This is a genomic window from Rhizobium sp. RAF36 (assembly GCF_052114105.1).
In the GTDB taxonomy this organism is placed as follows: domain Bacteria; phylum Pseudomonadota; class Alphaproteobacteria; order Rhizobiales; family Rhizobiaceae; genus Rhizobium.
This window is the reverse complement of sequence record NZ_JBFREC010000010.1, coordinates 75,901-99,117: the sequence shown is the minus strand read 5'-3', so window position 1 is coordinate 99,117 and position 23,217 is coordinate 75,901. Positions and strand designations below refer to the sequence as shown.

24 protein-coding genes are annotated in these 23,217 nt (G+C 61.0%); 14 read left to right on the top strand and 10 right to left on the bottom strand.

All coding sequences use genetic code 11. The features are described from left to right. Window positions 1-22 precede the first annotated feature (22 nt). From AB4Z25_RS25900 to AB4Z25_RS25885, 4 genes are all read left to right on the top strand, one after another. The gene (locus AB4Z25_RS25900; RefSeq protein WP_112385616.1) at window positions 23-970 is read left to right on the top strand and encodes a substrate-binding domain-containing protein; all 948 of its coding nucleotides are present in this window, start codon (window positions 23-25) and stop codon (window positions 968-970) included. A gap of 250 nt (window positions 971-1,220) precedes the next feature. Then, window positions 1,221-2,273: a sugar phosphate isomerase/epimerase family protein gene (locus AB4Z25_RS25895; RefSeq protein WP_112538080.1), complete on the top strand. Its 1,053-nt coding sequence runs from the start codon at window positions 1,221-1,223 to the stop codon at window positions 2,271-2,273. A 187-nt stretch (window positions 2,274-2,460) separates the two neighbouring features. Beyond that, a complete protein-coding gene (locus AB4Z25_RS25890; protein WP_112385614.1) occupies window positions 2,461-3,648 on the top strand; it encodes a Gfo/Idh/MocA family protein in 1,188 nt (395 codons plus the stop codon). Window positions 3,649-3,761: 113 nt separating this feature from the next. After that, window positions 3,762-4,121, top strand: a complete 360-nt coding sequence (locus tag AB4Z25_RS25885) for a hypothetical protein (RefSeq protein ID WP_112538079.1) — start codon at window positions 3,762-3,764, stop codon at window positions 4,119-4,121. 47 nt (window positions 4,122-4,168) lie between these two features. On the opposite strand, the gene AB4Z25_RS25880 is transcribed toward AB4Z25_RS25885, so the two are convergent. Next, a complete protein-coding gene (locus AB4Z25_RS25880) occupies window positions 4,169-4,576 on the bottom strand; it encodes a DoxX family protein (RefSeq protein WP_112538078.1) in 408 nt (135 codons plus the stop codon). Between the two features lie 250 nt (window positions 4,577-4,826). Between AB4Z25_RS25880 and AB4Z25_RS25875 the strand changes: the two genes are divergently transcribed. The 3 genes from AB4Z25_RS25875 to AB4Z25_RS25865 all read left to right on the top strand — a co-directional run bounded on the left by AB4Z25_RS25875 (window position 4,827) and on the right by AB4Z25_RS25865 (window position 10,490). Beyond that, window positions 4,827-6,425 (top strand): ABC-F family ATP-binding cassette domain-containing protein, encoded by a 1,599-nt coding sequence (locus AB4Z25_RS25875; RefSeq protein WP_112538077.1) that lies wholly within the window; start codon window positions 4,827-4,829, stop codon window positions 6,423-6,425. Window positions 6,426-6,589: 164 nt separating this feature from the next. Further along, on the top strand, window positions 6,590-7,963 hold the full coding sequence (locus AB4Z25_RS25870) for a GH1 family beta-glucosidase (protein ID WP_112538076.1): 1,374 nt from the start codon (window positions 6,590-6,592) through the stop codon (window positions 7,961-7,963). Window positions 7,964-8,282: 319 nt separating this feature from the next. Beyond that, entirely contained in the window at window positions 8,283-10,490 is a 2,208-nt protein-coding gene (locus AB4Z25_RS25865; RefSeq protein WP_112538075.1) for an EAL domain-containing protein, read from the top strand. Here AB4Z25_RS25865 and trhO read toward each other — a convergent pair. The 3 genes from trhO to AB4Z25_RS25850 form a co-directional block, all read right to left on the bottom strand. After that, the gene (trhO, locus tag AB4Z25_RS25860; protein WP_112538074.1) at window positions 10,487-11,416 is read right to left on the bottom strand and encodes an oxygen-dependent tRNA uridine(34) hydroxylase TrhO; all 930 of its coding nucleotides are present in this window, start codon (window positions 11,414-11,416) and stop codon (window positions 10,487-10,489) included. The genes AB4Z25_RS25865 and trhO overlap by 4 nt on opposite strands. A gap of 62 nt (window positions 11,417-11,478) precedes the next feature. Further along, window positions 11,479-12,387: a CHAD domain-containing protein gene (locus tag AB4Z25_RS25855; RefSeq protein WP_112538073.1), complete on the bottom strand. Its 909-nt coding sequence runs from the start codon at window positions 12,385-12,387 to the stop codon at window positions 11,479-11,481. Next, a complete protein-coding gene (locus tag AB4Z25_RS25850) occupies window positions 12,365-12,853 on the bottom strand; it encodes a CYTH domain-containing protein (RefSeq protein WP_112385607.1) in 489 nt (162 codons plus the stop codon). Before AB4Z25_RS25850 ends, AB4Z25_RS25855 begins: the two co-directional genes overlap by 23 nt. Before the next feature lie 151 nt (window positions 12,854-13,004). Between AB4Z25_RS25850 and AB4Z25_RS25845 the strand changes: the two genes are divergently transcribed. The 4 genes from AB4Z25_RS25845 to AB4Z25_RS25830 all read left to right on the top strand — a co-directional run bounded on the left by AB4Z25_RS25845 (window position 13,005) and on the right by AB4Z25_RS25830 (window position 15,423). Then, window positions 13,005-13,643, top strand: coding sequence for a 2-dehydro-3-deoxy-phosphogluconate aldolase (locus AB4Z25_RS25845; protein ID WP_112385606.1), 639 nt, complete (start codon window positions 13,005-13,007; stop codon window positions 13,641-13,643). Between the two features lie 104 nt (window positions 13,644-13,747). Beyond that, a complete protein-coding gene (locus AB4Z25_RS25840) occupies window positions 13,748-14,467 on the top strand; it encodes a tellurite resistance TerB family protein (protein ID WP_112538072.1) in 720 nt (239 codons plus the stop codon). Between the two features lie 63 nt (window positions 14,468-14,530). Further along, window positions 14,531-15,220: a GNAT family N-acetyltransferase gene (locus AB4Z25_RS25835; RefSeq protein ID WP_112538071.1), complete on the top strand. Its 690-nt coding sequence runs from the start codon at window positions 14,531-14,533 to the stop codon at window positions 15,218-15,220. Further along, window positions 15,217-15,423 (top strand): hypothetical protein, encoded by a 207-nt coding sequence (locus AB4Z25_RS25830; RefSeq protein WP_112538070.1) that lies wholly within the window; start codon window positions 15,217-15,219, stop codon window positions 15,421-15,423. The genes AB4Z25_RS25835 and AB4Z25_RS25830 overlap by 4 nt, the downstream gene beginning before the upstream one ends. Window positions 15,424-15,426: 3 nt before the next feature. Here AB4Z25_RS25830 and AB4Z25_RS25825 read toward each other — a convergent pair whose 3' ends face one another. The 5 genes from AB4Z25_RS25825 to AB4Z25_RS25805 all read right to left on the bottom strand — a co-directional run bounded on the left by AB4Z25_RS25825 (window position 15,427) and on the right by AB4Z25_RS25805 (window position 18,696). Continuing rightward, on the bottom strand, window positions 15,427-16,473 hold the full coding sequence (locus AB4Z25_RS25825) for a nickel/cobalt transporter (RefSeq protein ID WP_442210060.1): 1,047 nt from the start codon (window positions 16,471-16,473) through the stop codon (window positions 15,427-15,429). A gap of 20 nt (window positions 16,474-16,493) precedes the next feature. Continuing rightward, the gene (locus AB4Z25_RS25820) at window positions 16,494-17,135 is read right to left on the bottom strand and encodes a DUF1007 family protein (protein WP_112385601.1); all 642 of its coding nucleotides are present in this window, start codon (window positions 17,133-17,135) and stop codon (window positions 16,494-16,496) included. Window positions 17,136-17,237: 102 nt separating this feature from the next. Then, entirely contained in the window at window positions 17,238-18,131 is an 894-nt protein-coding gene (locus AB4Z25_RS25815) for a LysR family transcriptional regulator (protein ID WP_112385600.1), read from the bottom strand. Between the two features lie 26 nt (window positions 18,132-18,157). After that, window positions 18,158-18,484 (bottom strand): type II toxin-antitoxin system PemK/MazF family toxin, encoded by a 327-nt coding sequence (locus AB4Z25_RS25810; RefSeq protein WP_112538082.1) that lies wholly within the window; start codon window positions 18,482-18,484, stop codon window positions 18,158-18,160. Beyond that, on the bottom strand, window positions 18,481-18,696 hold the full coding sequence (locus tag AB4Z25_RS25805; RefSeq protein ID WP_310296888.1) for an antitoxin MazE-like protein: 216 nt from the start codon (window positions 18,694-18,696) through the stop codon (window positions 18,481-18,483). The genes AB4Z25_RS25810 and AB4Z25_RS25805 overlap by 4 nt, the downstream gene beginning before the upstream one ends. A gap of 552 nt (window positions 18,697-19,248) precedes the next feature. Between AB4Z25_RS25805 and odc2 the strand changes: the two genes are divergently transcribed. Both odc2 and AB4Z25_RS25795 read left to right on the top strand, forming a co-directional pair. Continuing rightward, a complete protein-coding gene (odc2, locus tag AB4Z25_RS25800; RefSeq protein WP_112538068.1) occupies window positions 19,249-20,382 on the top strand; it encodes an ornithine/lysine decarboxylase in 1,134 nt (377 codons plus the stop codon). An 88-nt stretch (window positions 20,383-20,470) separates the two neighbouring features. Further along, entirely contained in the window at window positions 20,471-21,061 is a 591-nt protein-coding gene (locus AB4Z25_RS25795; RefSeq protein ID WP_112538067.1) for a GNAT family N-acetyltransferase, read from the top strand. Window positions 21,062-21,104: 43 nt separating this feature from the next. Here AB4Z25_RS25795 and AB4Z25_RS25790 read toward each other — a convergent pair whose 3' ends face one another. Further along, window positions 21,105-22,061 carry an NAD-dependent epimerase/dehydratase family protein gene (locus AB4Z25_RS25790; protein ID WP_112538066.1) on the bottom strand — a complete coding sequence of 319 codons (957 nt, stop codon included), beginning with the start codon at window positions 22,059-22,061 and terminating at the stop codon, window positions 21,105-21,107. A gap of 179 nt (window positions 22,062-22,240) precedes the next feature. Between AB4Z25_RS25790 and AB4Z25_RS25785 the strand changes: the two genes are divergently transcribed. Further along, the gene (locus AB4Z25_RS25785) at window positions 22,241-23,206 is read left to right on the top strand and encodes a serine hydrolase domain-containing protein (protein WP_442210058.1); all 966 of its coding nucleotides are present in this window, start codon (window positions 22,241-22,243) and stop codon (window positions 23,204-23,206) included. Window positions 23,207-23,217 lie beyond the last annotated feature (11 nt).

Below are 23,217 nucleotides of genomic sequence, written 5' to 3'. Positions count from 1 at the left end.
GTTATGTTGGGAGGAGAATAGCATGCGCAAACTCATGTTGGGTCTTGCGGTTGCGGCCGTCGCAGTGGCGGGTTCCGCATACGCACAGGACAAAAAGTTCACCATCGGCGTGTCCATTCCGGCCGCCGACCACGGCTGGACCTCTGGTGTGGTGTTCCATGCCGAACGCGTCGCCAAGAAGCTGATGGAAGAGCATCCTGGCCTGAACGTCATCGTCAAGACTTCGCCGGACGCTGCCAGCCAGGCAAACGCCGTGCAGGACCTTGATACGCAGGGCATCGATGCCCTCGTCATCCTGCCGTCGGATCCGGATCCGCTGGTCAACGCCATCAAGGAAGTCAAGGGCAAGGGCAAGTATGTCGCTCTCGTCGACCGTGCTCCTTCGACCAACGACGATTCCGTCCGCGACCTCTATGTTGCCGGTAACAACCCGGCGCTCGGCGAAGTCGCCGGCAAGTACATTGCCGCTCAGACGCCGGACGCACAGGTCGTCGTTATCCGCGGTCTGCCGATCCCGATCGATCAGCAGCGCCAGGACGGCTTCGATAAGGGCATTGCAGGCTCCAACGTCAAGGTTCTCGACCGCCAGTACGGCAACTGGAACCGCGACGATGCCTTCAAGGTTATGCAGGACTACCTGACCAAGTACCAGAAGATCGACGTCGTATGGTGCCAGGACGACGACATGGCTGTCGGCGTTCTCCAGGCTATCGAGCAGGCCAAGCGCACCGACATCAAGTATGTCGTCGCCGGTGCAGGCTCCAAGGACATGATCAAGAAGGTCATGGACGGCGACAAGATGATCCCGGTCGACGTTCTCTATCCGCCGGCAATGGTCGGTACGGCCATGGAACTGACGGCTGCTGGTCTTTACGATCAGGTTCCGGTGCGCGGCACCTTCGTTCTTGATGCGACGCTCGTCACCAAGGACAATGCCAAGGACTTCTACTTCCCGGATTCTCCGTTCTGATCATTCGCTTCAGATGCGCCCATTCGCAAGGATGGGCGCATTTTTCATGTCCCGATTTCGCATGCGGACGAATTTGCGGCACGTACCTCTTGCGGCTGCCGGTGAGGCGTGTTTAGTTCGCTCACCATTTGACTTCCGGCTATCCAGCCACATTTGCACGCAAGTGCGTGGAGGCGCCTTGCTCCCGCCAGAATGCGTGTGACAGATTATCATAAACGTTTACGGTCGCTAATCAGGGAGGATTTCTGACATGAAGACGATCAAGGGGCCAGGCCTGTTCCTCGGCCAGTTCGCAGGCGATACAGCGCCTTTCAACTCATGGGATGCGATCACCAAATGGGCGGCCGACACAGGCTACAAGGGCGTTCAGGTTCCGACCTGGGCAAGCCAGCTCATCGACCTCAAGAAGGCCGCATCCTCCAAGGATTACTGCGACGAGTTTGCTGGTGTGGCGCGCCAGAACGGCGTCGAGATCACCGAGCTTTCGACCCATCTGCAGGGCCAGCTCGTTGCTGTTCACCCGGCCTATGACGAAGCCTTCGATGGCTTTGCGGCGCCTGAAGTGCGCGGCAATCCGAAGGCGCGTCAGGCATGGGCTGTCGAGCAGGTGAAGATGGCGCTGACGGCGTCGAAGCATCTCGGCATCAAGGCGCATGCGACCTTCTCTGGCGCGCTTGCCTGGCCGTTCATCTATCCGTGGCCGCAGCGCCCGGCCGGTCTGGTCGAGACCGCTTTCGATGAGCTCGCCAAGCGCTGGACGCCGATCCTCGATCATGCGGATTCATGCGGCGTCGATGTCTGCTACGAAATCCATCCGGGCGAAGACCTGCATGATGGCGTTACCTTCGAGATGTTCCTGGAGCGCGTGACGAACCATCCGCGCGCCAACATGCTCTATGACCCGTCGCACTACGTCCTGCAGTGCCTGGACTACCTTGAGAACATCGACATCTACCAAGACCGGATCAAGATGTTCCACGTCAAGGATGCCGAGTTCAACCCGACCGGGCGGCAGGGCGTCTATGGCGGCTATCAGGGCTGGGTCGAGCGTGCGGGCCGCTTCCGTTCGCTGGGTGATGGCCAGGTCGATTTCGGCGCCGTCTTCTCGAAGATGACCGCCAACAATTTCGACGGTTGGGCCGTGGTCGAATGGGAATGCGCGCTCAAGCATCCGGAAGACGGTGCCCGCGAAGGCGCCGAATTCGTCAAGGCACATATCATCCGCGTCACCGAGAAGGCGTTCGACGACTTCGCCGCGGGCGGTACCGATCAGGCCGCCAACCGGCGCATGCTGGGGATTTAAATGTTCAACGTCCCTTCTCCCCAGCGGGGAGAAGATGCCCGCCAGGGCAGATGAGGGGGATGAGGAGCGAAGCGACGAATGCCTTGAGCGACAAGCGAAAGGCGTCTGCGCGTAGCCCCCTCATCCGACCCTCCGGGCCACCTTCTCCCCGCTGGGGAGAAGGGGAAATACTTTCGAGGAGGATACAATGGCAATTGAAGCATCAAACGAACAGACGCGCGAACCGCGCATTCGCCTCGGCATGGTCGGCGGCGGGGCTGGCGCATTCATCGGCGCCGTGCACCGCATGGCGGCCCGTCTGGACGACCAATATGAACTGATCGCCGGGGCGCTGTCCTCGACGCCGGAAAAGGCGCAGGCCTCCGGCCGCGATCTCGGTCTCGATCCGTCGCGCACCTATTCCAGCTATCGCGAGATGGCGATCCGCGAAGCGAAGCTGAAGAACGGCATCGAGGCGGTGTCGATCGTGACGCCGAACCATGTGCATTACGATGCCGCCAAGGAGTTTCTTCGCCGCGGCATCCACGTCATCTGCGACAAGCCGCTGACATCGAACCTTGCCGATGCCAAGAAGCTGAAGAAGATCGCCGACGAGAGCGGTGCGCTCTTCATCCTCACGCATAATTACACCGGCTATCCGATGGTCCGCCAGGCGCGTGAGATGATCGCCAATGGCGAGCTCGGCGACATCCGCCTCGTGCAGGCCGAATATCCGCAGGACTGGCTGACGGAAGCCGTCGAGCAGCAGGGCGCCAAGCAGGCGGTCTGGCGCACCGATCCGGCCCAATCCGGCGCCGGCGGTTCGACCGGCGACATCGGCACGCATGCCTACAATCTCGGCTGCTTCGTTTCCGGCCTGGAGCTCGACAGCCTCGCTGCAGATCTCGACAGCTTCGTCGAGGGGCGCCGTCTCGATGACAATGCGCATGTGATGCTGCGCTACAAGGCGAAGGGCAAGGAAAAGCCGGCCAAGGGCATGCTCTGGTGCAGCCAGGTGGCGCCGGGCCATGAGAACGGTCTGAAGGTTCGCGTCTATGGCACCAAGGGTGGCATCGAGTGGGTTCAGGCCGACCCGAACTATCTTTGGTTCACGCCGTTCGGCGAGCCGAAGCGGCTGATCACCCGCAATGGTGCCGGTTCGGGCGCTGCGGCTGCCCGCGTCTCGCGCGTTCCATCCGGTCATCCCGAAGGCTATCTCGAAGCCTTTGCGACGATCTATACGGAAGCGGCCCATGCCATCAACGCTGCCAAGAAGGGTAAGCCGGTCGACAAGGCTGTGGTCTACCCGACTGTCGATGACGGCGTGAAGGGCGTGGCCTTCGTCGAAGCCTGCGTTGCCTCTTCCAAGAAGAACGGCGGCTGGGTCAAGGTCTGATCCGAGGCCAGTTCGTTTCAAATGAGCGCATTCCCTTCAATCTTAGGGAATGCGCTCATTCGCGTTTAAGGGGATTGTGAAAGAAGGAGGCCACAACCATATGGGGAGGCCCGATGACATTCTCTTTCCGCATCATGACGTGCATTCTGGCGCTGGCAGCCGTTCCGGCATCGGCGCAGCAGCTCATTCCTGGCGGGCAGCGTGTGCCCGGAACCGTCAATGTTCAATCGACGATGTCGGTTCCGGCCGATGCAACGCAAAATCCTTCCGAACAGATCGAACTGGCGCAGAAGACCTTCTATGCTATGGCCGGGCGGCAGTGCTCGCTGGTTCTGGAGACGGTGGGCGAGAGCTGCCAGATCACCAATCTCAGCAACAATGCCGATCTCAATCGCGGCAATGGCAGTTTCATCACGGTGCGCGGTACAGTTACGATGGCCGTCAAGCTCAAGGGTCAGGCTGACAAGCCGTAAGCCCTATCAGGCTGAAGCGGAAAGCCGCTTCAGCCTTGCGATCTGCTTCAGGCTGCGACAGCGGCCTGCTTGCGCTTCAAGAGCGCATCAATGCTGAACGAGCCGGCGCCCGCGGCGACGAAATACAGCATGACGAAGCAGAACAGGATCGCGGCGACGCCACCGTTCTGCGCCGGGTAAAAGCTCTTCGGCGCATGGGCGATGAAATAGGCGAAGGCCATCAGGCCGGAGAGAACGAAGGCGGCGGCTCGCGTCTTGAAGCCGATCAGCACCAGGAAACCAAGAACCAGTTCCAGCATGCCGGCGATCCAGGACATCGAGCCGACAGGCGGTACGCTTGCCGCGACGGGGAAATGCAGGATCTTCTGAGTCCCGTAGCTGAAAAGCACGAGCGACGAGACGATGCGCAGCAGGCTGAGAAGATGCGGCTGCAGCAGGTGGATGGAAGCGAGCATCGGGTTCCTTTCGTTGTTATCTCCCACTCCGCTCTCACCCGGCACACCGGCGATCTCAAGTCACGACTTCTGACATCAGCGTTATCGTGCCGCGAGCGCGCCCGGTTGCGTCCGCCCGCTTGCGCCTTGATTTGACCTGTTTGCCCGCCTAGATTGCCGCCATCCCGCAATACCAACAGGATGTGTGCCACCATGGATTTCACCCAGATCGCAATGCCGTCTCGCCTTGCCATCCGGGAGTTCTCGATCCATGCCTGCCTCCATCACTCTTTCCAATCTTTCGTGGTCCACGCCTGACGGGCGGCCGCTTCTTTCCAATCTCGATCTGAGCTTCGGTACCGAGCGCACTGGACTTGTCGGGCGCAATGGCGCCGGCAAGACGACGCTGCTGAAGTTGGTGACCGGCGAGCTGCAGCCGCTGTCCGGCAACATCGCCTTCGACGGGCGCCTCGGCGTTCTCCGCCAGTCGGTTCAGGTCGAAGCCGGGGCAACAATCGCCGATCTCTTCGAGACCCGCTCGGCGCTTGCCATCCTCGCGCGCGCCGAGCGTGGCGAGGCGAGTGGCGAGGAGCTTGCCCATGCCGACTGGACGCTCGAGTCCCGCATGGCTTCGGCCCTCGAACGCGTCGGCCTCGATGCTCTGCCAGAAACAGTGCTTTCGTCGCTTTCCGGCGGTCAACGCACCCGAGCGGGTTTGGCGGCGCTGATTTTTGCCGAACCCGATTTTCTCATCCTTGACGAGCCGACCAACAATCTCGACCGCGAGGGCCGGGAAGCGGTGATCGCGTTGCTGCTTGATTGGCGCGGCGGCGCGCTTGTTGTCAGCCATGACCGCGAGCTGCTGGAGACGATGGATGCGATCGTCGAGCTGACGGCGCTGGGTGCCAGGCGCTATGGCGGGGGCTGGAGCGCTTTTCAGGAGCGCAAGGCGATTGAGCTTGCCGCTGCCGAACATGATCTCGCCGACGCCGAGAAGCGGATCGACGAAGTCAATCGCAGCGCCCAGCTGGCGGCCGAGCGGCAGGCGCGAAGCGACCGCGGCGGGCGGATCAAGGCGGCGCGTGGCGACATGCCCCGCATTGTCGCCGGCGGGCTGAAACGCAAGGCCGAGAATACCCGAGGTGAGAGAGTGCGGCTCGGCGAGAAACGGCGGGAGCACGCACTTGGCGCGGCTTCGGCGGCGCGCGGCAAGATCGAAGTCCTGCAGCCTTTCGCCGTCAGGCTGGAACCGACCGGCTTGCCGCTGTCGCGTGTGGTGCTGAGGCTCGAAGGCGTCACGGCCGGATATGCGCCGGGGCGGCCTGTCATCCGCAATCTGTCGCTGTCGCTGACAGGGCCTGAGCGTGTGGCGATCTCCGGTCCGAACGGCTCCGGCAAGACGACGCTTCTGGCGCTGATCACCGGTGTGCTCGCCCCTTGGGAGGGCACGGTCTCGGTTCCTGCCGGGCATGCGTTCTTCGATCAGAGCGTCAGCCTGCTCGATCCCGGTCTCAGTGTCCGGGAGAATTTCCGTGCCCTTAATCCGGGCGCGGATGAGAATGCCTGCCGGGCGGCGCTGGCACGGTTCATGTTCCGCGCCGACGCTGCCCTGCAGCAGGTCTCGACGCTGAGCGGCGGGCAGCTGTTGCGGGCCGGGCTCGCTTGCGTGCTCGGCGGACCGAAGCCTCCGCCGCTGCTCATCCTGGACGAGCCGACCAACCATCTGGACATCGACTCGATTGCGGCCGTCGAAGCCGGGCTCGCGGCCTATGACGGCGCGCTTCTGGTCGTCAGCCATGACGAAGTGTTTCTGGACAATATCGGGATCACGAGACGGGTTCTGATGCCGTCGGGCGCAACCATGCTCTGATGGCGGGACGAAGCGTAGCGGGAAGCCGGTCCTGAAGCCGGAATTGATCTGCAACGTTACAGTTTTGACATTCGAGGCCTGTACAAGACATTCCGGCTTGGCTAAACCGCCGCCAACGATGGCCGCGCCGGCCGACCTGAACAGCACTAAAGACGGAAAACATCATGATCGATCCGAAGCTTCTCGCAGCCCGCTTCCCGGGCGACTTCACCTTCGGCGTGGCGACAGCCGCCTTCCAGATCGAAGGCGCCTCCAAAGCCGATGGCCGCAAGCCCTCCATCTGGGATGCGTTCTGCAACATGCCCGGCCGCGTCTATAACCGGGACAACGGCGATGTCGCCTGCGATCACTATAACCGCCTCTACGAAGACCTCGACCTGATCAAGGAGATGGGCGTTTCGGCATACCGCTTCTCGATCGCCTGGCCGCGCATCATCCCTGACGGTACCGGCCCGGTGAACGAGGCTGGTCTCGATTTTTACGACCGCCTCGTCGACGGCTGCAAGGCGCGGGGCATCAAGACCTTCGCGACGCTTTACCATTGGGATCTGCCGCTGCTGCTCGCCGGCGACGGCGGCTGGACGGCGCGCTCGACCGCTTATGCCTTCCAGCGCTATGCCAAGACCGTCATGGCCCGCCTCGGCGATCGTCTCGACACGGTCGCGACCTTCAACGAGCCGTGGTGCATCGTTTGGCTCAGCCACCTCTACGGCATCCATGCTCCGGGCGAACGCAACATGCAGGCAGCGCTCCATGCGATGCATTACATGAATCTCGCCCATGGTCTCGGTGTCGAAGCGATCCGCTCCGAGGCGCCGAATGTTCCTGTCGGTCTGGTGCTCAACGCCTCGTCGATCATTCCGGGTTCCGACAGCCCGGCCGATCTCGCCGCCGCCGAGCGAGCCCATCAGTTTCACAACGGCGCCTTTTTCGATCCTGTCTTCAAGGGCGAGTATCCGAAGGAATTCGTCGAGGCGCTCGGCGATCGGATGCCTGTCATCGAAGACGACGACCTGAAGATCATCAACCAGAAGCTCGATTGGTGGGGCCTCAACTATTACAAGCCCGACCGCGTCCACAACGATGCCTCGAAGAAGGGAGACTTCCCCTGGACCGTCGAGGCGGCACCGGCCAGCGACGTGAAGACCGATATCGGCTGGGAAGTCTATGCGCCCGGTCTCAAGCATCTGGTCGAGGATCTCTACCGCCGCTACGAACTGCCGGAGTGCTACATCACCGAGAACGGTGCCTGCGACAATACCGATGTCGTCAATGGCCAGGTCGATGACACGATGCGCCTCGACTATGTCAGCGACCACCTCGATGTCGTCGCCAACCTGATCAAGGATGGCTATCCGATGCGCGGCTACTTCGCCTGGAGCCTGATGGACAATTTCGAATGGGCGGAAGGCTACAAGATGCGCTTCGGCCTCGTTCATGTCGACTACAACACCCAGGTCCGCACCGTGAAGAAGAGCGGCAAGTGGTATCGCGAGCTCGCCGGCCAGTTCCCGAAGGGCAATCACAAGACGGCCTAAGTGGAGCTTTCGTTCCACTCTGGAGTTTATCGAGAATCGCTGAAATCACCCCTGGGTTTCAGGGGTGATTTTGGTCTCCCGAACGAGGGTCGGAAATCGGTTTCTGATGCCAGTTTTCCGCTTCGAAGCCCCGGTTAAGCGGCGTGCCATGACTACAAAATATGCAGCAAAGTCAGCCGCTTCCGATGCTCCGAGGGCGGTTTTTGCATAGATAGCGAAATTTATCTGTAAAACACTCGCTGATTAATCGTTTTGCCGTGATTTTTAACAGTTTCTTGAGCTCTTGACTGGCACAGTCCCTGCCATCGGGGAGCAATAAATGCCTAAGTTATTCGGGCAAAAAAATCAGGCCTTGGGGATAGGCCGGCACACGACCGTCACGGGCGTGTTGCTGACCTTCGCCGTCATCGTCGCGATCGTCACTGTGATGATCCTGACCGCAATTTCGCGCGTCGCAGACAATGCCAATGTGCTCGACGACGAGCGTTCGCGGGAGACCACCGCTGGAGCGCTGAAGACCTTCGAAGAGCAGCTTGGCGCGACCCTCAACGATTATGCCGCATGGGACGATGCCGCCGCCAATGTCTATGCCGATGGCGGCATGGCATGGACGATCAGCAATTACGGCGAGATGTCCGTCAACAGTTCGCTGTTCGACATGGCCATCGTCATTGATGACAACAAGAAACCGCTGATGGCCTTTCGTAATGGCAAGGCGATGGAGGGCCGTCTCGACGACTTCTTCGCACCATCGCTCTGGACCCTGCTCGACAAGGTTCGAGCGGCAGATCTTACTGATCCGGAGGCGGTCGGTTTTGTCGGGACGAAGTCGGGCATCGCCGCTGCAGGCATCGCGCTGGTACGCGAGAAATCCGGCGCGTTGGACAAGCCAGCTGGCAGCCGCCGCTACCTGATTTTCGCGCGGCATCTCGATGATGCCAAGGTGACCGGTCTTGGCGACACCTATGTGATTCATGGCATGAAGCTTGTGCCCGCGGACTACGCCGCAAAATATTCCGTCAGGATCGATGACGCCGCGGGCGTGACGCTCGGCAAGCTCGTCTGGACGTCGCGGTCGCCGGGAGACATCGGCTATGATCAGGTGCGGCCGACCGTGGTGAAAGCCGTGGGCCTCGTGGGCTTGTTCTTCGCCGTGCTTCTGGTGATCGGCTGGATGGCCGGACGGCGTCTCAAGGCGGAAGAAATCACCGCCCGCGAGGAGGCGCTTCGCGACCGGCTGAGTGGTCTCTGGAACCGCGAGGGGCTGGGGATCGCAATCGACGCGATGGTCGAGGAAGCCCAGCAGAACAAGAAGAACATCCTCATTCTCTACCTCGATCTCGATGGCTTCAAGGAAGTCAACGACAGCTACGGCCACGGCACTGGCGATCAGCTGATCCGTGCCGTCGCGGCCGGGTTGAAGGTTCTGATCCCGCCGCATGCTGTTCTCGCCCGTATCGGTGGCGACGAGTTTGCCATTGCCTTCCATTCCGAAGGCGGCAATGCCGAAGCTCTGCAGCTCTCGGAACAGATTCTCGACTTCCTCGCCGAGCCGCTGGAAATCGGCCGCCGTGTCGTCGTCATCGGCGCTAGCATCGGCATCGCGATGTCGCCCGAAGGCGTTGCTGACCGCGAAGAGCTGGTGCGCCGCGCCGACCTCGCGATGTACAAGGCCAAGGAAGCCGGCCGTGCCCGGATGATGCTTTATGATCCGGAGATGGATGCAGACCGCGAAGAGCGCAACGCGCTGGAGATCGATCTGCGCGCGGCGATCGAGAGCGGCGATCTGACGCTTGCCTATCAGCCGCTGATCGATGCCGAGACCTATGAGATGAACGGGGTGGAAGCGCTGGTGCGCTGGAACCGCCCCGGCTTCGGTCCTATTTCGCCCGATGTTTTCATTCCGGTTGCTGAGACCAGTGGGCTGATCGAAGCGCTCGGCCTATTCGTTTTGCGCAAGGCATGCGAGACGGCCAAGCAGTGGCCGGATCTGCGGATCTCGGTCAACGTTTCACCCGGTCAGTTCCGCAATCCGGCATTTACCGATTATGTGCGCTACGTTCTGAAGCAGACGGAGATCGAAGCGCGCCGGGTGACGCTCGAGATCACCGAAGGCTACATGATCCAGAATCCGCAGCGGACGCGCCAGTCGATCGAACGGCTGAAGACGCTCGGCGTGAAGATTGCGCTCGACGATTTCGGTTCTGGTTTCTCGTCGATCGGTTACCTGCGCCAGTTCGGCTTCGATCGCATCAAGATCGACCGTTCGCTTGTCGATGGCGTTACCGAGAGCGAGAGCCAGCGCGAGATGCTGCAGGCAACTGTCGCCCTTGCACGATCGCTCAATATTCCGGTGACGGCCGAGGGCATCGAGACGGAAGCCCAGGCGGTCGCCGTCCGTCTCTTCGGTTGCGACAGCCTGCAAGGCTATCACTTCAGCCGGCCGGTGACGGCCGACAAGATCACCGAAATGCTGGAAGAGCGGCGCGAGCAGCGCCGCCCGCCGCGCCGGACGAGTGCAGCCTAGGTTCCGATATGCTTCTGACCGCGCTTCCTGGCAAGCGCGATCTGATGCTGGCGCTGACGGTAGCGCAGGCGATCTTCCTCGCTGCGCGTGCCGTAGCAATGGCTGCAGGAAACGCCTTCCTCATAGCGTGGTGAGGTAATCTCTTCCGCGGTGATCGGGTTGCGGCAGGCGTGGCAGAGCTTGTGCTCACCTTCCTTCAGGCCATGCTCCACGGACACGCGCTCATCGAAGACAAAGCAGGCGCCTTCCCAGAGGCTTTCTTCCTGCGGCACTTCCTCAAGGTATTTCAGGATGCCGCCCTTGAGGTGATAAACCTCGTCGAAGCCCTGTTCCTTCATGAAGGCGGTCGCCTTTTCGCAGCGGATGCCGCCGGTGCAGTACATGGCGATCTTCGGCTTGTTGTGCAGGCCGGGATTGTTGCGCACCCAATCTGGAAACTCGCGGAAGGTCTTGGTCTGCGGATCGACGGCGCCGCGGAAAACGCCGATGGCCGTCTCGTAGTCGTTGCGGGTGTCGATAACGATGGTGTCGGGATCGGAGATCAATTCGTTCCAGTCCTTTGCCGCGACATAGGTACCAACCACCTTGTTCGGGTCGATGTTTTCGACGCCCATGGTGACGATCTCTTTTTTCAGCTTCACCTTCATGCGCAGGAACGGCATTTTTGATGCGCGGCTTTCCTTGTGCTCCAGTGTCGCGAATTCCGGCTGGGCGCGCAGATAGGCCAGCACCGTCCTGACGCCTTCATCCGGTCCGCCGATCGTGCCGTTGATGCCCTCATGGGCAAGCAGCAGCGTGCCCTTCACGCCGTTTGCCTCACAGAGCGCCTGCAGCGGCTCACGCAGGCTTTCGAAGCGCGGCACGGAAACGAAATGATAGAGCGCCGCCACGAGGAACGAGCTTGAGCTATTGATGCTGTCGGTCATGGGCGGTGGAAATACAGCTTTCGGCCCGTCAGTGCAATTGCCTGTTGGCCGGCGCGCTCAAGTCACTTTGCCGCTGCGCGCCAGAGGAGCCGGATGCGCTTGGCCTCTTCACCGGGATCGTCGGCAAAGATGGTCTCTGCCATGATCAACGCCTCGCGGCGGTCGTCCTGCTGGCGATGGATGATCGCATCGAGCAGGCGCGCAAGATCGTCATTGCGGGTGAAGAGCTGCGGCTCGGCCTCTACCAGATCGCTGAGCACGGACAGATCGTGGACGTGTCCCAGACGATCCACCAGTGCCTTGGCCGCATCGCGCTTGGCTTTCATCGCAGTAGGCCAGAGGACGGTCAGGAGTTTATGATTGGCGCGGTAATCCTGCGTTCGCTTGCGCAGTTCATGGAAGGCGCTGTCGGAGGCCTCGCCATGGCACGCGTCAAGCGCGGCTCGTGCTTTCACCGCTGTCCGCTCCCATCCCTTGGCAATCATTTTCGCAGTCTTGTCACGTTTGCCCGGGAAAGAAAGGCCATCCAGCGCTGCGATCGCCTCCTTCAGAATGCCGCTGGTTTCCAGAAGCTTCGGCTCGATCCCCGCCTCGGCCTCTGTCATCCAGTTCCGTCGGGTTTCTAAGATGACAGCTATCCGCTCGAGTGAGGCGCGCTCGCCGTCATCGCGCGCATGAGATTGCAGATAGCGGACGGTTTCGATCAGCGCTTCGGCATCGCGAATGGTGGAGAGCGCCCTGGCGGCATCCCTTAGCCGGATATTCTCGCGTTTCCGGATTGCGCCCATCTCGCGGGCCACCAGCCTGTAGAGCGAGCGCACCTTTTTCAGGTTCTTGCGGAAGGCATGAATCGCCTCGTGTGTGCCATCCGGCCGCTGTTCGAGCATGCGGATCGCTTCCAGCAGTTCGCCGGTCGCAGCATCCTTGAAGCTCTCGGTAAAATCCGCGTCAGGCCGAATGCGGAAGGGCATGGCGGTCGTACTGGTATTCGGTCGCCAGCGCCTGGTTCGAGTAGTGGAAATCGCCGGTGACCTCGCGGCCTAGCCACGAGGGCAGGGAGGGGCTGTCGGTTTCCGCCTTCAGTTCGACTTCCGCAATCACGAGGCCGCGATGGGGGCCGCCAAAGACATCGACTTCCCAGATGAAGCCTTCGTGGGGCACGCGGTAGCGGGTCTTCTCGATGACGATACCGATGGCGTTTTCCATCAGTTCCTCGGCATCGGGGACGGGGATATCATATTCGAATTCGTCGCGCGTCAGGGTGCTGCGGCCGATCTTCATTGTCAGCCGGGCGCTGCTGTCATCGAGGATACGCACCCGGACGGAACGGTCGTCCATCGAGGCGACGTAAGCCTGCTTGAGAATTGCCTTCGATACGGCCTTGGCGCGCCATCCATCGGTGCGTACCAGAAACTTCCGCTCGATTTCCTTCGCCATTGCCAGTGACCTTTCGTGACGAGGGGCTAAGCTAGCGCAAAAAAATAATGGTTCAAACCCATTTATGCCAAAGATCGGTTTGGTCTCGACAAAGTGTACCCTTGGGCGTATCTCGGAGCCCGAATTTCAATCGTTTCAAAGGATCTTGGCCATGGGCGAAAAGACACAGAAGCTCCTTTCCATCCTCAAGCTTCAGCCGGTCGTTCCGGTGCTCATCATCGACGACGTGAAGTCCGGCGTTTCTCTGGCGCGTGCGCTGGTCGCCGGCGGTCTGAAGGCCATCGAGATCACCATGCGGACCCCGGTCGCGCTCGAAGCCGTGCGCGCCGTTGCCGACGAAGTGGAAGGCGCTGAAGTTGGTGCCGGGACGATCCTTAATGCCGCCCATTGGGAAGCTGCCGTTGCCGCAGGCTCGAAGTTCATCGTCAGCCCCGGCGCGACGCAGGAACTGCTCGATGCCGCGGCCCAGTCTCCCGTTCCGCTGCTGCCGGGCGCAGCAACGGTGAGTGAAGTGATGGCACTTCGCGAAGAGGGCTACCAGGTCCTCAAGTTCTTCCCCGCCGAACAGGCAGGCGGCGCCGCCTATCTCAAGGCTCTGTCCTCGCCGCTCGCCGGCATGCTGTTTTGCCCGACCGGCGGCATTTCGCTGAAGAACGCCAATGATTACCTGTCGCTGCCGAACGTTGTCTGCGTCGGCGGCTCCTGGGTTGCGCCGAAGGAGCTGGTTGCCGCGGGCGACTGGGCAGGCATCACCAAGCTTGCCGCCGAAGCCGCAGCGCTGCAGGCCTGACATTTAAGTGATCGCTATTGATGCAGGCGCCTTGCGCCTGCATTTGTATTTACAGTTGCACTTCCTATCTTCATCCCAGCCTTAAAACAGGGAGACGACGGGGAATGTTCGACGCAAAGAAGCTTCTTGATCAGTTTTTGGGATCGCAGATCCCGGGTGTTGGCGGCAGTGTTCGCGATCGCGCGGGCGGCGCGGTGCAGCTTGCCAAGGACAATCCATGGAAGGCCGGAGCGCTGGCGACAGCCCTTCTCGGCACCAAGACCGGCCGCAGCATTGCCGGCAATGCGCTGACGATCGGCGGACTGGCCGCTATCGCCGGTCTCGGCTATCAGGCCTACAAGAATTATCAGGCCGGGCAGACGCCTGCCGCTCCTGCCGAGGCTACTCCTTCATCGCCGCCGCTTGTTCTTGCTCCGCCTGTCGATTCCGGTTTTGGCCCGCAGTCGCCTGCTGCCAGCAATGAGTTCGTGCTGGTGCTGATCCGCGCCATGATCGCCGCTGCCAAGGCCGACGGCCACATCGACGATGGCGAACGTACGCTGATCATGGGCAAGATGAAGGCCGCCGATGTCAGCGGCGAAGCTGCAGCTTTCATCGAGAAGGAATTGGCCTCGCCAACCGATCTCGACGCGCTTGTTGGCGCTGCTCGGACCGAGGAGCAGAAGGTGGAACTCTACACCACCTCGCGCCTGACCATCGAGCCGGATTCCCGTGCCGAGCGCGGCTATCTCGATCTGCTGGCAGGCCGTCTCGGTCTTGCCGATGCGCTGGTCGATCATATCGAGGCAACGGTGTCTTCCGCGAAGGTTACGCTGTCACAGTGACAAAGGGGCCGGTTGCCTTTCCGGGGCGGCTGGCCTATCCACTCTTCCACTAGAGGAGTGACCATGCGCGATCTTTCCACCTACAAGGTTTCCGCCCCCGGCTATGTGACGCTGAAGGGCCGCTATGTGACGGTTGAGCCGTTCGTCGGCGAACAGCATCTGCAGGCCCTGTGGGACGGTCTTGGCGGCATGGGCATCAATCCGCTGCTTCTCTATTTCGCACAGGACGATTTCGGCGGTATCGAGGATTTCGGTACGTGGCTCGACAACGCCAAGAAGGGCGGCTGGCTGACGCATATCTTCCGTGACAATGCGACGGGCGAAATCGTCGGGATGGCGAATTACATGCGCGCCGATCCCGCGAATGGCGTTGTCGAAATCGGCGGTGTTGCTCATGGCGCCGGGATGAAACGTTCGCCACTGTCTACCGAAGCGCATTACCTGATGGCCAAGCATGTGTTCGAGGACCTCGGCTATCGCCGCTACGAATGGAAGTGCGACAACAACAACGAGCCGAGCAAGACAACCGCGGCCCGCTATGGCTTCACCTTCGAAGGCGTCTTTCGTCAGCACATGATCTCGAAGCGCCGCAACCGTGATACCGCCTGGTTTTCGATGATCGACAGCGAGTGGCCGCTGCTCGTCGATGCCTTCAAGGCATGGCTGTCGCCTGATAATTTCGATGGAAATGGAGACCAGAAGCGCAAGCTGCAGGACATTCGCGCTGACCTGGAAAAGGAACGGCTGGCATGAGCCCGGAAAGCCGTTCGCAGGCCGTTGCCGCAGCCGTCATTCTCCTGGTTGCAGGGCTGGTCATCTATTTCCTGCCGACCCTCGTTTTGTGGATTGGCCAGTATTCGCCGCCGCTCGCCTTTGCGGTCGGTGCGGTCCTGCTGCTTGGTTTCTTCGCGATCTTCTGGCTGCGCGCCCGCTATCAGCGAAACAAGAGCCGCTGAGCGTCAGCCCTGCAGGGAGGCGCCAAGAAGCAGGGCGCCGAAGCAGATGACGAGTATGGCGCCGAGAATCTCGATCGCATTGCCGATCCAGACCGATGTCACGGAGCCCCGGCCGGCGATGCGAACGGCAGCACCCTTGGCTGTCACTGCAAGCGTTGCGAGGATCGCGACAGTGATCGCCGTGCCGAAGGACATGGCGAGCACGGAAAGCACGCCGCCGAGATAAAGCCCGTTCAGCAGCGAAAAAGTCATGACCAGCAACGCGCCGGAGCAGGGACGCAGTCCGACGGCGATCATCGCCGACCAGGCTTCGCGAATACTGAACGTATCGGAGCCAAGCAATGACGGATCCGGCATATGTGACTGGCCACAGGTTTCACAGGCCATGCCCGATATGAAATTGTGGCCGGCGCTGCGGGCTTGGACCTCGCCGAATGCATAGGCGTTCTTTTCCGTCTCGTTATCTTTCCAGTCGAGCATCATGCTGACCGGCCCTTCCGGCGTCGCCACGACTTCGCGTTTCGGCATGCCTGAGATCATCGAGCGTAGCTTGCGGAAGAGAAGCCAGCCGCCGAAGGCAATCACCATGACGAAGCTGGCGATCTCCATGGCATGCGTTGCCTGCGTCAGCGTGATCCCGCTGCCGCGCAACACCAGCCACGCTCCGCCGACGAGCGCGACGGCGACGATGCCCTGGATGAAGGCCGAGATGAGGGAGATGACGACGCCGCGGCGAAGCTCGACTTCATTGGCGATCATGTAGGACGAGATCACCGCCTTGCCGTGACCGGGGCCGGCGGCGTGAAAGACGCCATAGGCAAAGGACAGGCCGATCAGCGACGTCAACTGCCAGGGGTCCTGACGCATCGCCTTCAGGGCGCCGGTCAGCGCCCGGTAGAAGGCCTGCTGTTCATAGTTCACATAGGCAAGAAGAGGTGCAAGCGGGCCGCCGATAGGCTGGAAGCTCGGCTCTGCGGTTCCGATCCCAAGCGGAGACTGCGCGTGCGCGGCGCTGACGGCCACGGCCATCATCAGGGCCGCCGCGGGCATGAGGAACGGGATGGATCGTTTCAGCATGAGATCTCAAGCCTGGTGGCAAAGAGTTTCGACATGTTTGTGCCGGTCGGATCGTTGAAGAAGGCGTCGGTCAGGGATTGCTTGTTTTCTGAAATGACCTGGTCGGGGTCGGGGCGCAGAACATCGTGCTTGCACCCCTTGAAGCCATCGCCGACCAGTACGAGTTCGTTGTCGGACGGAAAGTCGATCGAAGTGTAGAGCGTTGGATCGTAGACGCCGAAGGTCAACTTGCTTTTCAGCGGCATCGGCTGCGAAGGCTTGACTGCAAAGAACATCAGCAGCTGGCCCTCCTTGTAATCGACATGGATGATGTCGGGCTTCTCGACCGTGACGTTTTTCCCATCGACGGTCATGTTCATGTAGTAGTCGTAGTCGGCCAGTGAGTCCCGTACCGTCTTGCCGACTTCGGCAAGCTCGTTCGGCTCAAGCTTCAGGTCGGTGTTCTTGTCGAAATCCATGACGACGGACGATGAGAAGACCTCGTCGAAGCGCCAGATGTTTCTCAGCTCCTGGATCGTGCCATCCGGTGCTGCGACCACCTCGAGCCGGGCCTCCACGAAGATGTGCGGATGCGCCATGGCTGCGACGGGCGCGAGTGCCAGCAGGCCGGCGATCGGAAGCGTGGATTTTTTCATGCGTCGGCTTATCGCTTTGCCCAAATCGGTTGGAGTTTTCTTGCCTGACAATGGGACGGAATTGGGACCGGTCTCAAGGTGGCAAAGTGAATCAGCCGCCGTTCAGCTATGCTTCTTGAACCAGCCGTGCAGGTAATCCACGAAGATGCGGACCTTGGCCGGGAGATAGCGCCGGTGCGGATAGACGGCGTAAATGCCGCGATCGGTGGGGATGTAGTCGTTGAACAACGTCACCAGCCTGCCATCTTCAATCGGCTTGCGGGCGATGAAATCGGGGATCAGCGCGATGCCGAGGCCTGACAGCGCTGCGCGTAATGTCGCATGCGGGCTGTTCACCTCCATCGGCCCGGAGACGGCGACGGTAAACGTCGTGCTGTCCGGATTATAGAAGTGGATGCTCGCCTGCGTGCGTGAATTCCGGTCGACGATGAAGGGCACATTGGCCAGATCCGACGGATGCTCGATATCAGGATAGCGCTCCAGAAATTCCGGCGTCGCGCAGATATGGACGCGGAAGTCAGAGATCTTGCGGGCGATCATCCCGGAGTCTTCCAGCTTGGTGACGCGGATCGCCAGGTCGAAGCCTTCTTCGATCAGATCGACGAAGCGGTCGTCGGCGGCGATCTCCAGCTGCAGATCCGGGTTTTCCTTGGCGAAATCGATGAGGCACTGGCCGACATCGGCATCGACGAAGGTGCGCGGAACCGAGATCTTCAGGCGGCCCTTCAGCTGTGCATTATTTTCGCGGACGAGATCGGCGAGATTGTCGATCTCCTTCAGGATATCGGACGCTGTCCGGTAGTAGGTATGGCCGGCCTCGGTCATCGAGAACTGGCGGGTGGTGCGGTTTAGCAGCAGCGCGCCTAGTTCATCTTCCAGTTCCCGGACATATTTGGAAAGCAGCGCCTTGGAGCGGCCGGTCCGGCGCGCGGCAGCAGAAAAGCCTTCGGCTTCGACGACATCGATGAAAGCGCGTATGCGGGTGAGCGTGTCCATATGTCTTTTATCCAGGTTCTAGGAGGTCAATCTACGAGACCGAGAAGGAATGCAAGCGCGGCATCGAGCTGGCGCAGCTCGGTTTCGGTCATGTGTCCGATGATCTTTCCGACTTTCTCTCGCGGCACGCCGATAATCTTGTCGGTCATAATCTGAGAACGAATTCGCAAACCCGTTCCTTCGGCCACATCCAGAATCGGCCGGAAATCAGATTCCACGATTGTTGAACTGATCGGACAGACGACGACAGAGGCATGTTCCTGGGAAATGGCGTTGGTTTGCACAACGACAGCGGGCCTAGGCTTTCCATAATCGCCGGATATCGCGATCGTGACGATGTCGCCACGTTTCATTCCGGCCATGTCCAGCCACGGAGGTCGGCAGCTGCCTCAATCCACTCCAGAACTTCCCGCTCATCATCCTTGTTAAGAGCGGCGACCTGCTTTGCAATGCGCCTTCTCACTTCGGGAGAGCGGGCATCGAGCGCAACGATGCGCACTTCGCGAAGGTGGTTGGCCTTCCGCCGCTCTCTCATCGCCTTCATGCGCTCTGCGGCGGCCGACATTGGCACTTCCTCCGATTTTTCCAAGGATAAGTGTAACGCGTGACGCCTCGGCACGCAATTCGGCGCATTTTTCGCGGCTTTGATTTTTTGCGGCAGGGGTCAAAAAAATTCTTGATTATGACGACGAATATTCTTATCTCGTCCTCAGCCCAAAGTCGCACGTGCCCATGGGTGTCCGCCGAACCCTCGAATTGGTGAGGAAATCGGTAAGGTACCTGGAATTAACCCCTCCAGTCGCTATTCCGGCCAACCGGAAAATGCGAGGACGCCTGAAGCAACGACGGTGCGGGCCTTTTTGTTCTCTCCCTGCTTTCCATCAGCGGGGGTTACTGAAGAGGCACACCTTCATTGCCGGAAGTGCGGTAGGGAACCCCCTCCAATCCATGGCAGACAAAGCCGAATCCATGTCGCGTATGCGGCGTCGATTCATCATTTGCGCATCGAGCGCTTGCTATGGTTCCGGGGTCTCCACCGGCTGGTTCCAATGCGAGTTCCCGTATGCCCTTTGTCCTCCGGTTTTTACCGGAGCTCTGGAATTGAAAAGGGATTGACATGACCACTCAGCGCATCCGCGACTTTCTCGCAACCCGACGTCCCGACGGTCCCTGCCTCGTGGTCGACCTCGACGTCGTGCGCGACAACTTCTCCGCTTTCCGTTACGCGATGCCGGACAGCGCCATCTACTACGCCGTCAAGGCAAACCCAGCTCCGGAAGTCCTGAAGCTGCTCGCCGACATGGGCTCCAACTTCGATTGCGCGTCCGTCGCCGAAATCGAAATGGCGCTGAACGCCGGTGCGACCGCTGCCCGTATTTCCTACGGCAATACGATCAAGAAGGAACGCGACGTCGCCCGCGCGCATGCGCTCGGCGTCAGCCTCTTCGCCGTCGACAGCCACGAGGAAGTCGAGAAGATCTCGCGTGCCGCTCCCGGCGCCCGTGTGTTCTGCCGCGTTCTGACGGATGGCGAAGGCGCCGAATGGCCGCTGTCGCGCAAGTTCGGCTGCGTTCCGCAGATGGCCGTCGACGTTCTCGTCTACGCTCACCAGCTCGGTCTCGAGTCCTATGGCGTTTCGTTTCACGTCGGTTCGCAGATGACCAAGGTCGATGCCTGGGATTCGGCTCTCGCCGATGCCAAGCGCGTCTTCGTTCAGCTGGCCAAGCAGGGTATCCACCTGCAGATGGTCAACATGGGCGGCGGCTTCCCGACCAAGTACCTGCGTGACGTCCCGACGGCGGAAGCCTATGGCCGTGCAATCTACCAGAGCCTTCGTGACCACTTCGGCAACAATCTGCCGAAGACGATCATCGAGCCGGGCCGCGGCATGGTCGGCAATGCAGGTGTCATCAAGACGGAAGTCGTGCTGATCTCGAAGAAGTCGGACAACGACGCTGCCCGCTGGGTGTTTCTCGACATCGGCAAGTTCGGCGGTCTGGCCGAAACGATGGACGAAGCCATTCGCTACCCGATCCGCACCGAGCGTGACGGCGACGAGATGGAGCCTTGCGTGATCGCCGGCCCGACCTGCGATTCCGCTGATGTGCTGTACGAAAAGAATCTCTACCCGCTGCCGCTCACTCTTTCGATCGGCGACGAGATCCTGATCGAAGGTACCGGCGCCTACACGACGACCTATTCGGCGGTCGCGTTCAACGGCTTCGAGCCGCTGAAGGCCTACATTATCTGATCTAGCTCGCCCCGTAGCCAGCCGGGGCGGCAAACTCACAATTCCTTTTCATCGCCGCTAACTACGGTATTGGGTACGGGAGGCCACGATGGCCGCTGTTCTTGATTCTGTCCGCGCATTCTTTGCGCCTTCCATTTTCACCATCGACGCGGAAAATCCCTCGGATGTCGTGGCCCGCGAGAATTTGCTCGATCGCGCCATGGGTCCGAACCGCCGCAAGAAGTCGTCGGAAAAGATCCGCCGCGGCCGTATTCCGGCCGAAGGCCTGGCTCTCGTCGCCCGCGATGGCGACGGCCATGTCATCGGCACTGTCCGTCTCTGGAATGTCGAAGCCGGCGTTAACAGCGAAGGCACGCCGATCAATGCGCTGTTGCTCGGACCGCTCGCCGTCGATGCCGCCTTTGAAGGCAAGGGCATTGGTGCGGCGCTTATGCGCGCTGCGATTCTCGAAGCGAAGAACCGTCAGCACGGCGCAATCCTGCTGGTCGGCGATGCGGCCTATTACGAGCGCTTCGGCTTCTTTGCCGAGGGCGCCTGCCATCTCGTCATGCCCGGCCCGTTCGAACGTTCGCGCTTTCTGGCGCTTGAACTCGTGGAAGGCTGGCTTGACGGCGCAGCCGGCATGATCGTTCCCACGGGGCGCATGCTGACGAGCGCGCCGGTCCGGAAGGCGGCCTGACCGGAAACGAGCCTCTCTCCTGATGGAGGGAGGCTTTTTTGTCTCAGCGAGCAATCTTGCCCTTGTCGATCAGCCAGCCGACCGAGTCCTGGACTGCTTCAAGCGAGCTGTAGCGCGGCCGGAAATCCAGGAGATGGCGGGCCTTTGCCATCGAGCAGTTCGGGCTGCGGGCGATATGTTCCCACGTCGCCTCGGCATCCTCGGGCGTTTGATCCGCCTTCCACGCATCATAAGGCTTGTAGGCTAGGTTCGGCTCATGGCCGAACCAGCGATACATCGCTTCGGCATAGCCGCGCAGTGTCAGCGCCTGTTCGGACACGGCGTGGAAAGCCTCGCCGGTCGAAGCGCGCCAATTGCCGATCGCCGCCATGAAGAGTGCTGCGATATCATCGGCGTGAACATGGTGCACCGTTTCCAGGCCGAAATTGGCGAGCGTCAGCTGCTCGCCGCGGGCGATGGTCTCGAAGGCTACGAGGTTGAAATGCCCGGCCGGATTGAGCGGCGCCCAGCCACGGCCGACGATATGGCCCGGATGAATGAGCGTTACCGGCAGACCGCGGAGTTTCGCCGCTTCCAGCAGATAGTCTTCGATCGCCTTCTTCTGGATGCCGTATTCGCCGAAGGGAGCTTTCGGCGCGTCTTCGCGTGTCGGCACGGCAAGCGAATGACCATGCGTCCAGATCGTGCCGGTGTGCAGAAGGTGGCCAACATGGCCGTTCAGCGCTTCGCCGAGTTCGCGGGCGCTATCAAGGGTGAAGCAGATTTTGTCGATGACGATATCCGCCTTCAGCGCACGGATTGCCCGGCCGAAGCTGCCGTCGCGCTTAAGAGCGGCGCGGTCCATCTGCCTGGTCGCGACACTCTTCCAGGCCGCGTGCGGCAAATACGGCTCTGAAGTGCCGCGGCTGACGGCGATGACCTCGTGGCCCGCCTCGACAAGCCGCGGCACCAGATAGGTACCGACGTGACCCGTTGCTCCGATAACGACGACGCGTGCCATGAACTTCTCCTCCATCCGTCCGGCCGGGACTATGTCGTGCCGGGCATGCTGGGGGCAAGGGGCTTCATAACGTTTCACGTCCACGTGAGACGGCTCGGCTCGGTGGTGATTTTCTACCGCGATGGCCCTAGGTGAGGGGCATGCTCAGAATTATCGCCGCCGCCCTCATTGTTATCGCCATGCCGCTTGCCGTTGTCGCGGAGGACAAGCCGCTCGCAGGATTGCTCGATAGTCTCGGTAACAGACAGGAACTGGTGCCGCTGAAGACAGTCGTGATTGCCAGGAATGGTGAGATCGTTGCCGAGCAGGGGTATCGTGGCCACACGACCTCCGAATCCGCGAATATCAAATCAGCTTCGAAGTCGATCATCTCGGCTCTGGTCGGGATCGCCATCTCGAAGGGCCTGCTGGAAGGGCCGGATCAGAAGATCGCGCCGATCCTCAACGCCGATCTCCCTGATAACCCCGATCCCAGGCTCAATGACATCACCATCGGCAATCTGCTCTCGATGCAGGCAGGACTTGGGCGGATGTCGGGGCCGAACTATGGGCGCTGGGTCTCCAGCCGCAACTGGGTTCGCTTCGCGCTGGCCCAGCCTTTCGATGACGAGCCGGGCGGCCAGATGCTCTATTCAACGGCATCGACGCACCTGCTCTCGGCAATCCTCACGAAAGTCGGCGGCAAGTCCACTTTGGCCCTGGCGCGTGAGTGGCTGGAGCCTGTTCAAGGTTTCCGCATCGGCGCATGGGAGCGGGATCCGCAGGGCATCTATCTCGGCGGCAATCAGATGGCGATGAGTGCCCGATCGCTGCTGGCCTTCGGCGAGCTGTACCGCAATGGCGGCAAGACGGGCGGCGGTGTGCAGGTCGTACCCGCGGAGTGGATTGCCCAGTCGTGGCAGAACCGCACCAATTCGCGCTTCTCCGGGGATGGCTACGGCTATGGCTGGTTCGAGCGGCAGATCGGTGGGGAGACGGTCCATTTTGCCTGGGGCTATGGCGGGCAGATGCTCTACATCGTTCCATCGCTAAACCTGACGGTCGCCATGACCTCGGCGGAAAGCGGCCCTTCAGCGCGTAACGGCTATCGTGACGCGCTGCATGAGCTGCTGGCGGACATCATCGAGACGGCGAAGACGTCGTGAAGGCGGCTGAC

Bases quoted from the DNA above. Each gene is read 5' to 3' on its own strand.
- AB4Z25_RS25900 (WP_112385616.1), top strand. From the start codon at position 23: ATGCGCAAACTCATGTTGGGTCTTGCGGTTGCGGCCGTCGCAGTGGCG.
- AB4Z25_RS25895 (WP_112538080.1), top strand. From the start codon at position 1,221: ATGAAGACGATCAAGGGGCCAGGCCTGTTCCTCGGCCAGTTCGCAGGC.
- AB4Z25_RS25890 (WP_112385614.1), top strand. From the start codon at position 2,461: ATGGCAATTGAAGCATCAAACGAACAGACGCGCGAACCGCGCATTCGC.
- AB4Z25_RS25885 (WP_112538079.1), top strand. From the start codon at position 3,762: ATGACATTCTCTTTCCGCATCATGACGTGCATTCTGGCGCTGGCAGCC.
- AB4Z25_RS25880 (WP_112538078.1), bottom strand. From the start codon at position 4,576: ATGCTCGCTTCCATCCACCTGCTGCAGCCGCATCTTCTCAGCCTGCTG.
- AB4Z25_RS25875 (WP_112538077.1), top strand. From the start codon at position 4,827: ATGCCTGCCTCCATCACTCTTTCCAATCTTTCGTGGTCCACGCCTGAC.
- AB4Z25_RS25870 (WP_112538076.1), top strand. From the start codon at position 6,590: ATGATCGATCCGAAGCTTCTCGCAGCCCGCTTCCCGGGCGACTTCACC.
- AB4Z25_RS25865 (WP_112538075.1), top strand. From the start codon at position 8,283: ATGCCTAAGTTATTCGGGCAAAAAAATCAGGCCTTGGGGATAGGCCGG.
- trhO (WP_112538074.1), bottom strand. From the start codon at position 11,416: ATGACCGACAGCATCAATAGCTCAAGCTCGTTCCTCGTGGCGGCGCTC.
- AB4Z25_RS25855 (WP_112538073.1), bottom strand. From the start codon at position 12,387: ATGCCCTTCCGCATTCGGCCTGACGCGGATTTTACCGAGAGCTTCAAG.
- AB4Z25_RS25850 (WP_112385607.1), bottom strand. From the start codon at position 12,853: ATGGCGAAGGAAATCGAGCGGAAGTTTCTGGTACGCACCGATGGATGG.
- AB4Z25_RS25845 (WP_112385606.1), top strand. From the start codon at position 13,005: ATGGGCGAAAAGACACAGAAGCTCCTTTCCATCCTCAAGCTTCAGCCG.
- AB4Z25_RS25840 (WP_112538072.1), top strand. From the start codon at position 13,748: ATGTTCGACGCAAAGAAGCTTCTTGATCAGTTTTTGGGATCGCAGATC.
- AB4Z25_RS25835 (WP_112538071.1), top strand. From the start codon at position 14,531: ATGCGCGATCTTTCCACCTACAAGGTTTCCGCCCCCGGCTATGTGACG.
- AB4Z25_RS25830 (WP_112538070.1), top strand. From the start codon at position 15,217: ATGAGCCCGGAAAGCCGTTCGCAGGCCGTTGCCGCAGCCGTCATTCTC.
- AB4Z25_RS25825 (WP_442210060.1), bottom strand. From the start codon at position 16,473: ATGCCCGCGGCGGCCCTGATGATGGCCGTGGCCGTCAGCGCCGCGCAC.
- AB4Z25_RS25820 (WP_112385601.1), bottom strand. From the start codon at position 17,135: ATGAAAAAATCCACGCTTCCGATCGCCGGCCTGCTGGCACTCGCGCCC.
- AB4Z25_RS25815 (WP_112385600.1), bottom strand. From the start codon at position 18,131: ATGGACACGCTCACCCGCATACGCGCTTTCATCGATGTCGTCGAAGCC.
- AB4Z25_RS25810 (WP_112538082.1), bottom strand. From the start codon at position 18,484: ATGAAACGTGGCGACATCGTCACGATCGCGATATCCGGCGATTATGGA.
- AB4Z25_RS25805 (WP_310296888.1), bottom strand. From the start codon at position 18,696: ATGTCGGCCGCCGCAGAGCGCATGAAGGCGATGAGAGAGCGGCGGAAG.
- odc2 (WP_112538068.1), top strand. From the start codon at position 19,249: ATGACCACTCAGCGCATCCGCGACTTTCTCGCAACCCGACGTCCCGAC.
- AB4Z25_RS25795 (WP_112538067.1), top strand. From the start codon at position 20,471: ATGGCCGCTGTTCTTGATTCTGTCCGCGCATTCTTTGCGCCTTCCATT.
- AB4Z25_RS25790 (WP_112538066.1), bottom strand. From the start codon at position 22,061: ATGGCACGCGTCGTCGTTATCGGAGCAACGGGTCACGTCGGTACCTAT.
- AB4Z25_RS25785 (WP_442210058.1), top strand. From the start codon at position 22,241: ATGCCGCTTGCCGTTGTCGCGGAGGACAAGCCGCTCGCAGGATTGCTC.